Here is a 13,685-nt window from a genome sequence, read left to right as displayed (position 1 = left end):
AGGGTGTGGAGAGGAGCTGGGAGGCCTGACACGTATAAGCCGGGCATTGCAGTGAAGGGAACTTTCTTCACGGAATTGACCGGCTTATACCGCGAAGGGCTGCTCCTCGGAACCGGATTACAAAAAACACATGCGCAGGCGCCCCGGTCAGCCCCGACGGGTCGTGACGGTAAAAGTTACATGGCATATAAACATCGGTGAAAAACCCCTGACAGAGACCTGTCAGGGGTTTTTCACACGCGTCCAAGCACCTTACTTACATAATTCTCTGTTTCACGGAAAGGAGGAATGCCACCGAACTTATCGACGTTGCCCGGACCGGCATTGTAGGCCGCAAGAGCCAGAGATGGATCATCATTGTAGCGGTCAAGCATCTGCTTTAAATACTTAGTCCCACCCATAATGTTCTGTTCCGGGTCAAAAGGATTTTCCACTCCGAGCCCCCTTGCTGTAGCCGGCATCAGCTGCATCAGCCCCTGGGCTCCGGCATGACTCACGACATCTGCATCAAAATTGGATTCTGTCTGAATGACAGACCTGATCAGACGTTCATCCACACCGTAACGGGAAGAGGCCTTCGAGATCAAACCATCAAGACTTGGAGGGCTTTCGGTTTCCCCCATGGAGGCCGGCTGTGCCGGTGCTGTTGGGACAAGTGACGCTGGTATTCTCCCCGCTCCGTTTAAATAAAGGGAATCCGTACTCGTCTGCACAGGAGAAACGCCTGACGCCAACGTCCGGCTGACGGCTGCCTGAAACAGATCCTGAAAGGATAATCCCTGCAGTGCCTGCCCTTGGTTCTTCTGCTGACTGGTGATAAAAGAAGAAACGCTCTGCATCTGCATCATCCATTGAAGCCTGTTGATATCCATTGCTTCCACCTCGTCTCATTAATATGTAAAGTGTACAGGATGCGACGACTTCCGACAATATTCTAATGGATCATTTTTACAAGTTTCCAATCTTAGACAGAACTTGAGAAAAAACTTTCCTGAATCACTCATTTAAGTATCCTTTTTCCCTCTCTTTTTCCCAAAGCAGAACCGGCCCAGGCAGTGGTATACTAAAAGAAGCAAAAGAGTTTCCTCATCACCGTAAGTGGTAGGGCGTGAGGTTGTCCACGCTTCTCTGCGATTGCTGATATCGTAACTGTTCTTACATAGGTACACTCTTTTGTCTCTTACGTCGAATGACCCTATTATTTTTCCCCGCCAGGAAAAATAACCTGTAGATTTCATGGTACGTCTTCCCTCATCGAAAGACGAGCACCATCTCCCTTTTGAATGTCAAAAGGGAGTTTTTTTATGCTGTTCATGAAGGACAAAATATTTTCTAAAAGATAAATATTGCCTGCCTGCCCCTCATATATTGAAAGTACAAAGGAGGTGGGAAACCATCATGGACTTCAACAACAATGCGTTTTATTTCCTGGCTGCCCTGCTCGCTGGTTATGCCCTGTTCAGCTTAGGTGACACGGGTGGGAATTTCTTTGATCAATTCTTGTATTACGCAGGCTACATTGCGATGATTCTGTTCTCATTTGTACTTATATTTACTGGCTTAGCCCGGTTCCTCAAACAATATCAATAATAAAAAAAGGACTGCTCCCTGCAGTCCTTTTTCATATGCCGAACCATCGTTTCAGGAAGCTTTTCCGCTCAGGGGCTTCTTCTTGTTCCACCGGCGGATGGTAATGGATCTCTTCTTTCTCCACGGCGTAATCGAGCGTTAAAACCGCTCCGTATTCCGTTTCTGTTTCCTGATTCGAAATAGTTGTATGATGAATGTTGTGCTTATCCGCCAGGTCCTTTAACGGCGATAAAAAACGATAGCTGATTTCCCCGTTTAATAAAAGAGTGGCCTTGGGCCAGCGGCTCATTTCCTTTTCCAACTCCTCAAAACCTTCTTCCTGCATCACTTGTCCGTTAGTCAGGGCAAGCAGTATCCGCTCCCGCAGCGTACCCAGGAATTTCCTTCGTTCACCCGGGTTGGTTTCTCTGCTTCCGTATATTCCTTCCTGCAGGTAATCCTCCAAATCCGGTTTTTTCATATTCCTATCACCTCACTCTTCTATTATGAACGTTCAACCAACGGACATCCATTCAAAAAGCCCAGTAGAAAGGACGGGTCCAGAGACACCGTCCTAAGGTACAGATATAACTTCTATATGAGAAGGAAGTACATCAAGAGCAACAGGGAGTGGATCTCCCTCTTCCCCATCGACATTTGTTTTTACCGTTTCCGCGGATGAAAGCTCAACACGGCGGGCCTTGAAATACTCGACGGAGGAATCCCCCTGTAATTCCCCTTTCAAAATCGACGTCACGATGGAAGCCAGCCGCATCATATTCATCCGAGGGAGAATAAAGCAGTGCAGCACACCGTCATCCACTTCCGCCTCAGGAGCCAGGCGCTCAAATCCACCTGTGGAATTTGTTAAAGCGGCCAGAAACAGGAAAGCGTCTCCTTCCCACACTCTATCCTCATCGAATTTGATTCTGAGAGGACTGGTCACATCTGAAGACAGCGTTTTGATCCCTTCCATTACATAGGCAAGCGGACCGAAGCGTGTCTTCTGCTCCGGGCTGACTTCATACGTCGCTTCCGCAAGAGCCCCGGCAGCTGTAATATTTACAAAATACCGGTCGTTCACTTTACCTATATCCACTTTCCGGGAATGGTCATTCCGCAGCAGCTGGATTGCTTCATCCGGATGAAGCGGGATGTTCAAAGCTCTGGCGAAATCGTTGACGGTCCCCAGTGGGATAACTGCCAATAAAGGCCGGTGGTCCTGATTGACCATGCCGTTGATAGTTTCATGAAGGGTGCCGTCCCCTCCAAGGGAAACGACCAGATCATATGCTTCTTCACACGCATTCCGGCAGTACTTTGTAGCATCCAATTCTTTTTCTGTCTGCACTTCTTTCACGTTATAGCCTTTATCCTCCAGTATCTCCTGAATCTCAGCCACATAGGTAACGGCCTCTTCTTTACCGGAAGATGGATTGACAATCAGCATCGCGCTTTTCATGATTCAGCCTCCCTGTTTGAGGGACCTTATTCTTCCCGGCCCCCACTGGGTAAATGTTCAGGATATTGATAAACCGTCCGCACAGGAATGAACCCGAACGATTGGAAGAATTCCTGTCCTCCCTGTTTCGTCCCCTGCCACTCGACCTGGATGCACGTGACATGCTGCTGTTTCATCCAGTCCAAGAGGGCGCGGCACAGCTCCGTACCTATGCCTTCCCGGCGGTAAAATTCATCCACATACAGTTCTCGAATCCGTCCTGTTCTCTCCCCGACGGAATCCTGATCCAACACAGCAAGGCCGTATCCGATCAGCCGCCCTTCCACTTCGGCGGCCATCAGCTTTTGTTCCGGTGCGGCATTTGTAAACTGATCAGCCGCCCAGAATTTACGATCCCGGAGCACATCTCCTGACAGCTGTCCTTCCTGTTCATCTTTCACTGCATGCAGAAAATCCACGGCATATCTTGTAAAGTGCATTAAATCCCTGTCCTCTACTTCCCTGATCACTGCCAAATCAAACGCCTCCTCTACTTCTTACGAACCACCTGATATTCCGGGGTTTCTTCTATTACATTATGCGCAAAAGAGCACACAGGGTCGATCTTTAATTTATGTTTTCTGGCATAATTCACGGCTTCGTCCACCAGCTGCCCGCCAAGCCCCTGTTCACGCTCGGCAGGATCTACATGTGTGCTCAGAATGATCATTGTATCATCTTCCAAATCAAAAACCAGTTCTGCATCCGGATTCTGTTTTTCTCCCATATAAAGTCTTCCTTTTTCTTCATGAATCATTCGTTCCATATTCAACTCCCCTTTCTTATAGGCTCTGTTAAAGTCTGTTGTTGATATTTTAAACGATTACTAAATCGTCTCTGTCTGGAATTAAGGGGCCGGTCCGTTGTTTACTCAGAGCATGGGATGGCAGGGAAAACCGTCCGCTTTCCGCGGGGAACGATGAGCCTCCTCGAACTTCGTTCTCCGGGGTCTCAACTTGTTCCTTTTTCCCGCAGGAGTCTACCTGTTTTCCCTGCCATCCCTTTCATAGTGGTGTAACGGACTTCGGTTATGTCCATTCTAACTACCCTTCTTAGCAGAGGCGGCCTTGGGAATGGCGAGACTCCTGTGGGATGAAGGTACATCGTGAGACCCCGGAAGGCACAGCCTGAGGAGGCTCACGGTACCCCACGGAAAGGGAGTCATTCCCAAGGCCGCCTCATACAAATCCCATGACAGAAAGGGGGGATAGGAGCTCACATGTTAAATAACAACACCAAGCCATAACAGAGCCTTCTTATAAAAAGCATTCCCTCCCTCCCATATGAAAAACATCCACGGAAGGCCCGTGGATGTTTTTCAGGAATATAACTTCAGGCAGTTGTCTTCAAGTCTTCCTCCAGCGGGATGTTCCGCTGCAGACCGCGTTTGGCAGCCACAAAGAAAGCTGTAACAACGCCGGTGGTAATGATTGCAGCAAGCACATAAGCGACGTTTAATGGAAGACCGAATCCGATCGGCGCATTGATGATGTACGTAAACGTAGCCATCGTCATAAATGCTGCCGGGACAGCGGCGATCCAATAGTTTTTTCTGGCGAGGAACAGATACATTGCTCCCACCCACAGCGCAATGACAGCCGTGGACTGGTTGGCCCAGGAGAAATACCTCCAAAGCAGGGTGAAGTCTATACGTGTCAGAGCAAAGGAAATGACAAACAATGGCAGCGCAATCCAGATACGGCTGGCAAGCTTTTTCTGGGAGATATTCAAGTAGTCAGCAATGATCATACGGGCACTGCGGAAAGCTGTATCCCCTGAAGTAATCGGCAGGATAATGACACCAAGGACAGCAAGCGTTCCACCGACAGCACCAAGCATAGCGATCGATACTTCACTGACGACAGCAGCCGGTCCTCCACTTGCAAGCACTTCATTTAATCCGCCCGATCCTCCGAACAGACTCATTGCTGCAGCCGCCCAGATCATGGCGATGACCCCTTCCGCAATCATCATCCCGTAAAAAATGCGGCGCCCCTGTTTTTCTTTTTGAGTCGTTCTTGAAATAATCGGAGTCTGAGTGGCGTGGAAACCGGACAGCGCTCCACAGGAAATCGTTAGAAATAACAGCGGGAAAATCGGTGCGTCATCAGGGTGCATGTTCGTCATCGACAGCTCTGGAATCGGTGCGCCGGTAACTACCAGAGACACGCCGACTCCAATCGCACTGATTAATAACAGCGCTCCGAAGATCGGATAGAAACGCCCGATAATTTTATCAATCGGAAGCATCGTGGCCAGCAGATAATATACAAATATCGCTGCCAGAATCACCGGCAGTGACAGCCAGCCGCTCGTCATATTGTGCAGAAGATCAGCGGGCGCAGTCACAAACACAGTTCCGACAAGAACGAGAAGTAGAATAGCAAAGGCGTTCACCACATGCTTCATCACTTTTCCGAGAAACTTTCCAGCCAGCTCAGGCAGGTGAGCCCCGCGGTTCCGGATGGATATCATTCCGGTTAAGTAATCATGGACAGCTCCAGCGAAAATGCAGCCAAATACAATCCACAAAAACGCGACAGGCCCGTAAAGTGCCCCGAGAATAGGACCGAAAATCGGGCCGACTCCGGCAATGTTCAAAAGCTGGATCAACGAGTTCCGCTTTTCCCCCATCGGCAGATAATCCACACCGTCTCCGTGGCTGTAAGCAGGAGTTTCACGACCCGTCTGAACTCCGAACTGTTTTTCTACGTATTTTCCATAAGTAAAGTATCCGACGATTAAAAGCGCAATACTGACTAGAAATGTAATCATCAGCTGCTCTCCTCCCCTTGTTTGTAATCGGTTGCATAAAGCATACCATGGTAACGCTTACAAAAGAGGGGGTTCTGTTTATCATGTCGTTCCACGTGTTCAACATGCAGAAAAAACGCATCGAAAAAATGCGTCTTTCACAGCTCCAGCTTTCTTCGTAAATCCTTTACATAATTCCTGCTCACAGACAATTTTTCTTCCGCCCCCCGCAGCTCGAGCTGCCAGGCTCCGTTAAACCATGGGGTGAGTCTGTAAATATAATCAAGGTTGACGAGGTAACTTTTATGAATCCTGAAAAACGAGAACGGCTGCAGCCGCTCCTCTACGTCTTTCAATGGATCGTTTGTCTCATAGACCGCTGTCCGGCCGACGATCTTCGTTGTTCTGTCCTCTCTGTACACATACAGGATATCTGATGGGTTGAGGTATTCAATCGTGTCGTCCACCTCAACTGCAAATTTGGAAGGAACTGTAACCGGATGATGGTCTTCCTGAAGCTGAAGCTTCTTTTCAATCCGTTTGATCGTCTCAGCCAGCTGGTCCTCATCAAACGGCTTAAGCAGATAATCGAGTGCCTGATGACGGAAGGCTTCTACTGCAAAATCCGGATAAGCTGTGGCAAACACGATTTCGGGTACCTTTTTTAAATCCTTTATGGCAGCAGCTACAGCCAGTCCATCCATCTTGGGCATTTCGACATCCAGAAACATGACGTCCGGCTGGTATTTCAAAGCAGCCACAATAGCTTCATCGCCGGAGGCCGCTTCCCCGACCACTTTCATCCGTTCAAAGGGTTGAAGCAGGAACGATAACTCCTCCCGGCTGAAGCGTTCATCATCAACGATCAGCACCCTTATATCAGTCATGCTGTCTCCTCCTTTTCTTCCAGAGGAAGAATGAAGCTGATTATCGTCCCCTGCCCGGGCTTGCTTTCGATGTGCAGTTTCGCTTCTTCCCCATGCATGTATTCCAATCGCTTGTTAACATTATACAAACCAAATCCAGCCCCCTTCTCTGAGTCTACAACCCCTTCACCCAGCTGTTGAAGGCGGACCGGGTCAATCCCCCTGCCATTATCAGCAATGGATACGCGGACACAGGTGCCCTCCTTTTGAATGGTTAATGTGATCCGGGCTTCTTCATCCTGATCCTTCACCCCATGCTTCATGCTGTTCTCCACTAGAGGCTGAAGCGTAAGCGGAGCGATTTTTGCAGACAGGGCGGATTCATCAATGTCATAATCAATCTTCAACCTGTCTACAAATCGCGTTTCTTCTATTAAGAGATAGGCACGGACGTGCTTCAATTCTTCCTCAAGACTGACCCATGTTTTCGTTGTCGCCCCGAGATTTTTTCGGAAAAATTTAGAAAGCGCGATAAGCAGAGAACGTGCTTTATCCGGCTCCGTTCGTGTCAACGAAACGATCACGTTCAACGAATTGAACAAAAAGTGTGGGTTCACCTGGGCCTGCAGGGCCTTTACTTCGGCCTTTCTTGCCAGCTCCTCCGCCTGGTCGGCATCCGCCAGTTCAAGCTGCTGGCTGAGGAGCGCACTCAATCCCTGAATCAGTTCCAGAAGAACGGTTGGAATTTCTTTTTCTGTTCTCACATAAAATTTCAATGTCCCTACCACTTCATCCCGTTTTTTCAGAGGCACAATCACAGCCGCCCCCAGCGGGCAGTCTTGGTGCTGACATTGAATATCCTCATGCCCGACTATGACACGGCGTCCAGAGCGGATCACCTCTTTCGTCGCATCGGTTTGAATGGCTTCCCCGTAATGATGGTGATCATCAGCAAGACCAACGTGAGCAAGAATCGTCTGTTTATCCGTCATAGATATAGCGCTTACATGAACTTCGTCATAAATGATCCGGCACGCTCTTGCCGCCGATTCCTTTGTCAAACCTTTACGGAGATGGGCGACAGTCAGTTCAGCGAGCTTCAGGGCCTTCTGTGCCTGAACGGCTCCTGCTTTTTCCTCCTCATTCAACACATTCCGGATAATGAGCAGAAAGAGTGCAGACCCGACGCCATTGGCGGCGATCATAGGGAGGCCGATTTCCTGGACAAGTGCCCATGCTCTTGTAAACGGCTGCGCCATCAGGAGAATAATTCCCATTTGGATCGTCTCCGCCAGAGCCCCCACGAACAAAGCCGTTTTCAGCTTCAAGGGCTTTCCTTTTTGATGAAAAAATCCAGCGATCAAACCTGCAACGACAGCGGAAATACCACAGGCCAAACCCGTAAATCCTCCAAGGGAAAACCGGTGCAGCCCGGCAATCACTCCCGCTCCAAGTCCGATCCGCCAGCCGCCGAACAGACCTGCAGCCACAATACCAATCACCCTGGAGTTCGCCAGTGCTTCAGTATCCACAAGCTGATACGCCCACCGGCCGAATTCCAAGGAATTGGTGTCATACGTAATTCCAGTGTATGTTCCGATTATTCCAAACAACCCGAAGAAAACGATGGCCGTCATCTGCTGTTTCCCTGTTAACATCCTCTGATCGGCCAGTTCACGGAAAAAGTGGAACCGCGTGAATATAAAGGCTGCCGTGACGATGATCCCAAGCCGTTCCAGCATAGGCAGAAAAAGTTCGAACATCGCACATTCCTCTTTCTATCTTTTTTTCTATTGTATCACGCTTCCAAAAAAGTGACGGAAAGCGGGAAAACGTCAGAATAATTTGATACACTAGGGGAAAATGAGGTGATGATAATGAAAACAAAGATCGCTATGATTCAAATGGATATTGCCTTCGGAGACCCGGCTGCCAACCGAAGAACAGCGGAGGCTAAAATAAAAGAAGCGGCTGATCAGGGAAGTGCTTTGATCCTGCTTCCCGAACTCTGGACAACGGGATATGACCTGACACGCCTGGAAGAAATCGCTGAAGATATGGAGGGGCCGACGCATCAGCTTCTGCAGAAGCTTGCCCGTGATTACAGCGTAACAATTGCCGGCTCAATCGCTGAACGAGATCGAGAGTCCTTCTACAATACGATGGTCGTTTACGACGAACAGGGCGGCCGCCTGCTCAAATATCGCAAAGTTCACTTGTTCCGCCTGATGGATGAAGAAAAATACCTGGAGTCCGGAGATACACAGGGAACCTTCCACTTACATAACGTGCCGCTGGCAGGAGCGATCTGCTATGACATCCGTTTCCCTGAATGGATGCGTACGGAAATGCTCGACGGGGCCCGGGGTCTGATGGTTGTCGCAGAATGGCCGAAGCCGCGCGTCGATCACTGGCGGAGCCTCCTGATCAGCCGTGCCATTGAAAACCAATGCTTTGTCATGGCCTGCAACCGCTCCGGTTCTGATCCGAATAATACCTTTGGCGGTCATTCACTCATTATTGACCCATGGGGAACCGTTGTCGCCGAGGGGGGACTGGACGAAGAAATTGTCTATGGGGAGGTCGACTTCTCCGAAGTTGAGGCGATCCGCAGGCAGATTCCGATTTTCCAGGACCGCCGTCCAGACCTTTATCAATGACTTCACAGCTATCCACTGGGGATAAATGGATATAGGCGGAAGATCATGAACAAATATGATAAGACCCACAAAAAAACCGCCGGACCTTCAAAGGTCCGACGGTTTTTCTGCTTCATAAGCAGGCGTTTGATAAAAATAGTTTGGTGAATCCATCCGATTCTCATAAGAAGAATGGAAAATGTGAGTGGCTGCCGGCGATACAGGTGGGATCAACCACGTCCAATCGCCTGTCGCCTGCCGCCCGCAGGCTTGTTCTTTCTGCTCGAATCGTTGGAACTGTTTGGCTGCGGTGTGATGATCGACGATATTCACCCGATCCATCTGGTAGGAATAAAGAACGGCCTGGTTCAATTCAATCAAGGCACGGTCCTTCCATAACGATGCATTGCGCCGGGTATTCAGCCCCATCGCTTCAGCCACTGCCGGAAGCAGGTCATAGCGGAATTCATCAGCCAGATTACGGGCTCCGATTTCCGTTTCCATGTACCACCCGTTGAACGGCGCCGCGGTATAGTTCAGCCCACCGATTTCAAGACGCATGTCCGAAATGATCGGCACGGCGTACCACTTCAATCCCATATCTGTAAACCAGTCAAAATCCGGGTGCCTTAATGGGACTTCCAGAATTTTTTCCCGGGGGATTTCAAACCACTGAGGCTGCTGATGATCCGCTTCAATGACTAAAGGAAGAACATCATAAGCCGTCCCTTCCCCCTGCCATCCAAGTTCCTGACAGCGTTTGGTGAATTCCAGAGAAGCAGGATCTCCGATCACTCTGCCATTTTCCTCGTAGCCGGCGTACCGGATGAGCTGGTGGTTCCAGAGACGCACCTGGTGCTTCTCGGTTTCCGGTTTGAAGATGGTGATGGTTGAGCGGATCCGCCCTCCATTCGTGGCGTAATCGATGTGGTCAAAAAGAGCGTCGCGCATAGCTTCGGCCGTGTCCAGATGACGGGCATCGAACACGCGCAGCGTATCCCAGAACAGCCGGCCGATGCAGCGGTTACTATTCCGCCATGCCACTTTGGCACCGAATTCCAATTCCTCAGAGGTATGGGTATAGGTTCCTTCCTCTTCAATGGCCTGTCGGACAACAGCAAGCCGGGCCTTTACCCCGGAAAGCTGCTGCTCATGGTAAAACAGGCGGATGAATTCCTCCGCCTTTGTATATAGATCTGTATTCACAGTACGACATCCTCCTGTAGGTTGCTCATTCCCCATCCTACCATACTCCTATAGATTCCCCTATCGATCAGTCCGCTTTACGCGCCGCCTGCTGGATTGGATCCCACACACTGTTGTAGGGAGGGGCATAGCTGAGATCAAGATCCTGAAGATCATCCACCTTCATTTTGTGGAACAATGCAGTGGCAAGCACGTCGATCCGCTTGTCCACCCCTTCCTTCCCTATAATCTGTCCGCCAAGGAGCTGCCGGGTCCCTGCATCATAAATCACCTTTACAGTCATCGGGTTTTCCTTAGAATAATAGCCGGCTTCGTGGGTGGATTGGACGGTCATCGTCTTCACCGAAAACTTCTCCTGCACGGCTTCACGCTCCGATAAACCTGTGCGTCCAAGCGTTAAATCAAAAAATTTCAATATGGATGTGCCTACGATTCCGCGGAAAGGTGTACGGATACCAGCTATATTCAATCCTGCAATCTGGCCCTGTTTGTTGGCATGGGTCCCAAGCGGAATATAATCCATTTTTTCTTTGATCCGGTGATATTGAACAGCGCAGTCGCCGGCGGCATAAATGTCCATAATGCTTGTCTCCATAAACGCATTGACAGCCACAGCATCCTTGATCCCTTTGTATATACCCGTCCCCTCAAGAAACGAGGTATTAGGCGTCACTCCCGCGGCCACAAGCACAAGGTCACTTTCGTAGGTCCCTTTATCTGTTACAACCGCTTCAACGTGGTCCTGTCCCTGAAAGCCTTCAACAGACTCATCAAGATGGAGTTCAAGTCCGTTCTCCCGTGCTTCTTCATGGACCAGTTCACCCATGTCCTCATCAAAAATTTTCGCTAACTGACCACCGCGGTCAATGATTCTTACTTGTTTTCCAAGCGCCCGGTAGCTTTCCGCCATTTCCAAACCGATGTAACCCCCGCCGATAATCGTTACCTGCTGAACAGCTTTCGTTGTTCCTTCCATAATCTCCTCGATATCAGGAATCGTCTTCAACGTATAAATCCCGTCCAAATGCTGTCCATTCCATGGAGGCACGATGGGAGAAGCGCCGGAAGCGATTAACAGCTTGTCATATTTCAATTCCACTGTTTCACCATCAACCAGGTTTCGGGCGTAAACCTTTTTCCTGTCACAATCCACCTGTTCGACTTCATGGCGGATGCGAACGTCAATCCCGTATTTCTCCCTGAACGTTTCAGGGTTCCTTGCTATCAGATCTTCGGTTGAATCCACGACCCCTTTTAACACATAAGGAAGTCCGCACTGACCGTAGGAAGTAATCTCCCCTTTCTCAAGTACCGTAATCGTATGCCCATCTGTATTACGGACAATCTGCATCGCCGCACTCATTCCTGCAGCATCCCCGCCGATAACCACAATATTCATCACGCTCACTCCTTTTCCTGTCCGCAGACGTATGTTCTATTTATACTTCTTTACCATTAATGTTCCCACTCAAACTTCCGTCATGTTACACTGTCTATATTATCTTTTTGTTCGACTTTTCCAAAAACATAAGCCTGAGGTGACCATACATGAAAGAATTTCAAACATCCAAAGCCATCAAGCGTCTGCCTGATCAATTTTTCGCAACGCTGATTGATAAACTGAACGCCTATGAAAGGAAGGGCTGGGACACCATTAACCTTGGTCAGGGAAACCCGGACCAGCCGACTCCCGATCATATCGTCGACTCTTTAAAAGAAGCTGCAGACAACCCTGAGTTTCATCAGTACCCGCCTTTTCACGGGTATACGTTCTTTAAGGAAGCGATCGCTGAGTTTTATAAGCGTGAGTATGACGTTGATCTGGACCCTGAAACAGAAGTCGCTATCATGCCCGGAAGTAAAACAGGACTGGTGGAACTGAGCCAGTGCTTTTTGGATCCCGGAGATGTCGCCCTCGTTCCGGATCCCGGGTACCCGGATTACTGGTCAGGAATTGAAATGGTCGGAGCGGAAATGAAGCCGATGCCGCTGCTGGCTGAGAATGATTTCCTTCCTGACTATGAAGCGATTGATGCCGAAAGCTGGGAAAAAGCCAGACTCATGTTCCTCAATTACCCCAACAACCCAACCGGAGCTGTCGCGGACCGGGCGTTTTTCGAAGAAACGATCAAAGAAGCAGAAAAGCATGACGTCTGCGTCATTCATGATTTTGCTTATGGAGCGATCGGTTTCGACGGCGTCAAACCGCTCAGCTTTATGCAGGTGGAAGGGGCCAAAAATACAGGGGTGGAAGTGTACACCATGTCGAAAACCTATAACATGGCCGGCTGGCGTGTAGCTTTCGCTGTCGGAAACCCGAGTGTTATTAAGGCGATCGAAACCATCCAGGACCACTATTTCTGCAGCATATTCGGCGGCCTTCAGAAAGCCTCTGCCACAGCTCTTCTCAGTTCACAAGCTTGTGTAGAGGAACTCGCATCGACATATGAACACCGCCGCGATCTCCTTTTATCCGGTTTGGAAGAGGCCGGCTATCACGTAGAACCGTGCAAGGGTTCCTTCTTTGCATGGCTCCGTGTACCCGAAGGCTACAGCTCCCAGTCCTTCGCGGATGCCCTGCTTGAGGAAACCGGGTTGTTTGTAGCACCAGGGATCGGTTTTGGAGCAAGTGGAGAAGGTTATGTCCGCATCGGACTGAACAATTCAGAAGAGACATTAAAAGAAGCTGTTGTACGCTTCAAGAAATTTGCGGAGAAATAAGCATCAAAAACGCCTGTCCTATAAGGAACAGGCGTTTTTTTTATTGATATTCTTCTTCATACTTATGATGTGATCGCAAGATAAAAGTTGCACTTTTATTGTAAATGGATTTAAATATATATTATACAAAGATTACACATATCTTATAGGAGGGGTTTGAATGTACGCGCTCGTAAGAAGAGACAGCAGTGTAATTGAAATCCTCAGGGATCCCATCGACCGGAGAGAACGGATATTCACACGCGAAGAAGATGCGAGAGAATATGCCGATAAGCTCAACGTATTAATTGTCCAGGGACCTAAATGGGAAATAGAGAAGTATTGATTCCATCACTCCTCCCTTTCCACGACTATTCTTCCTTAATCAGCCTTCCTTGCAGCAGAAGAACTCTGGAAAACCTACATCTGTACAATTCCCAAAAAAAGCCG

The 13,685-nt window shown here is 49.1% G+C and carries 15 protein-coding genes; 5 read left to right on the top strand and 10 right to left on the bottom strand.

Annotation, left to right across the window (positions count from 1 at the left end; genetic code table 11):
* Window positions 1-201: hypothetical protein (locus tag GLV97_RS20100; protein WP_237418661.1), on the top strand; the 201-nt coding region annotated here is incomplete at its 5' end.
* Window positions 202-233: 32 nt separating this feature from the next.
* Here GLV97_RS20100 and GLV97_RS20230 read toward each other — a convergent pair.
* Window positions 234-872 (bottom strand): lytic transglycosylase domain-containing protein, encoded by a 639-nt coding sequence (locus GLV97_RS20230; RefSeq protein WP_160890378.1) that lies wholly within the window; start codon window positions 870-872, stop codon window positions 234-236.
* Between the two features lie 526 nt (window positions 873-1,398).
* Between GLV97_RS20230 and GLV97_RS19360 the strand changes: the two genes are divergently transcribed.
* Window positions 1,399-1,590: a hypothetical protein gene (locus GLV97_RS19360; protein ID WP_160839677.1), complete on the top strand. Its 192-nt coding sequence runs from the start codon at window positions 1,399-1,401 to the stop codon at window positions 1,588-1,590.
* Window positions 1,591-1,621: 31 nt separating this feature from the next.
* On the opposite strand, the gene GLV97_RS19355 is transcribed toward GLV97_RS19360, so the two are convergent.
* The 7 genes from GLV97_RS19355 to GLV97_RS19325 form a co-directional block, all read right to left on the bottom strand.
* Complete coding sequence (locus tag GLV97_RS19355; RefSeq protein WP_160890377.1) at window positions 1,622-2,050, bottom strand: YueI family protein; 429 nt, start codon at window positions 2,048-2,050, stop codon at window positions 1,622-1,624.
* Between the two features lie 93 nt (window positions 2,051-2,143).
* The gene (locus GLV97_RS19350) at window positions 2,144-3,031 is read right to left on the bottom strand and encodes a diacylglycerol/lipid kinase family protein (protein WP_160890376.1); all 888 of its coding nucleotides are present in this window, start codon (window positions 3,029-3,031) and stop codon (window positions 2,144-2,146) included.
* A 26-nt stretch (window positions 3,032-3,057) separates the two neighbouring features.
* Window positions 3,058-3,540 (bottom strand): GNAT family N-acetyltransferase, encoded by a 483-nt coding sequence (locus GLV97_RS19345; protein ID WP_337192777.1) that lies wholly within the window; start codon window positions 3,538-3,540, stop codon window positions 3,058-3,060.
* 20 nt (window positions 3,541-3,560) lie between these two features.
* Window positions 3,561-3,836 (bottom strand): GNAT family N-acetyltransferase, encoded by a 276-nt coding sequence (locus GLV97_RS19340; protein WP_160839673.1) that lies wholly within the window; start codon window positions 3,834-3,836, stop codon window positions 3,561-3,563.
* A 566-nt stretch (window positions 3,837-4,402) separates the two neighbouring features.
* Window positions 4,403-5,845: a carbon starvation CstA family protein gene (locus tag GLV97_RS19335; RefSeq protein ID WP_160890375.1), complete on the bottom strand. Its 1,443-nt coding sequence runs from the start codon at window positions 5,843-5,845 to the stop codon at window positions 4,403-4,405.
* Between the two features lie 137 nt (window positions 5,846-5,982).
* On the bottom strand, window positions 5,983-6,711 hold the full coding sequence (locus tag GLV97_RS19330; protein ID WP_160839671.1) for a LytR/AlgR family response regulator transcription factor: 729 nt from the start codon (window positions 6,709-6,711) through the stop codon (window positions 5,983-5,985).
* Window positions 6,708-8,453, bottom strand: a complete 1,746-nt coding sequence (locus GLV97_RS19325) for a sensor histidine kinase (RefSeq protein WP_160890374.1) — start codon at window positions 8,451-8,453, stop codon at window positions 6,708-6,710. Before GLV97_RS19325 ends, GLV97_RS19330 begins: the two co-directional genes overlap by 4 nt.
* A gap of 114 nt (window positions 8,454-8,567) precedes the next feature.
* Between GLV97_RS19325 and GLV97_RS19320 the strand changes: the two genes are divergently transcribed.
* Window positions 8,568-9,350, top strand: a complete 783-nt coding sequence (locus tag GLV97_RS19320; protein WP_160890373.1) for a carbon-nitrogen family hydrolase — start codon at window positions 8,568-8,570, stop codon at window positions 9,348-9,350.
* An 87-nt stretch (window positions 9,351-9,437) separates the two neighbouring features.
* On the opposite strand, the gene GLV97_RS19315 is transcribed toward GLV97_RS19320, so the two are convergent.
* Window positions 9,438-10,571, bottom strand: coding sequence for a nitric oxide synthase oxygenase (locus tag GLV97_RS19315; RefSeq protein WP_160890372.1), 1,134 nt, complete (start codon window positions 10,569-10,571; stop codon window positions 9,438-9,440).
* A gap of 31 nt (window positions 10,572-10,602) precedes the next feature.
* Window positions 10,603-11,934, bottom strand: coding sequence for a CoA-disulfide reductase (locus GLV97_RS19310; protein ID WP_160890371.1), 1,332 nt, complete (start codon window positions 11,932-11,934; stop codon window positions 10,603-10,605).
* 149 nt (window positions 11,935-12,083) lie between these two features.
* Here GLV97_RS19310 and GLV97_RS19305 point away from each other — a divergent pair, with 149 nt between their 5' ends.
* Together GLV97_RS19305 and GLV97_RS19300 are read left to right on the top strand one after the other, a co-directional pair.
* Window positions 12,084-13,256, top strand: a complete 1,173-nt coding sequence (locus tag GLV97_RS19305) for a pyridoxal phosphate-dependent aminotransferase (RefSeq protein WP_160890370.1) — start codon at window positions 12,084-12,086, stop codon at window positions 13,254-13,256.
* A 160-nt stretch (window positions 13,257-13,416) separates the two neighbouring features.
* Complete coding sequence (locus GLV97_RS19300; RefSeq protein WP_160839665.1) at window positions 13,417-13,581, top strand: hypothetical protein; 165 nt, start codon at window positions 13,417-13,419, stop codon at window positions 13,579-13,581.
* The last annotated feature ends 104 nt before the right edge of the window (window positions 13,582-13,685 follow it).

Origin of the sequence: Halobacillus litoralis (assembly GCF_009856355.1) — a bacterium.
GTDB lineage: Bacteria > Bacillota > Bacilli > Bacillales > Halobacillaceae > Halobacillus > Halobacillus litoralis_B.
This window is presented reverse-complemented; position numbering and strand designations above follow the sequence as displayed.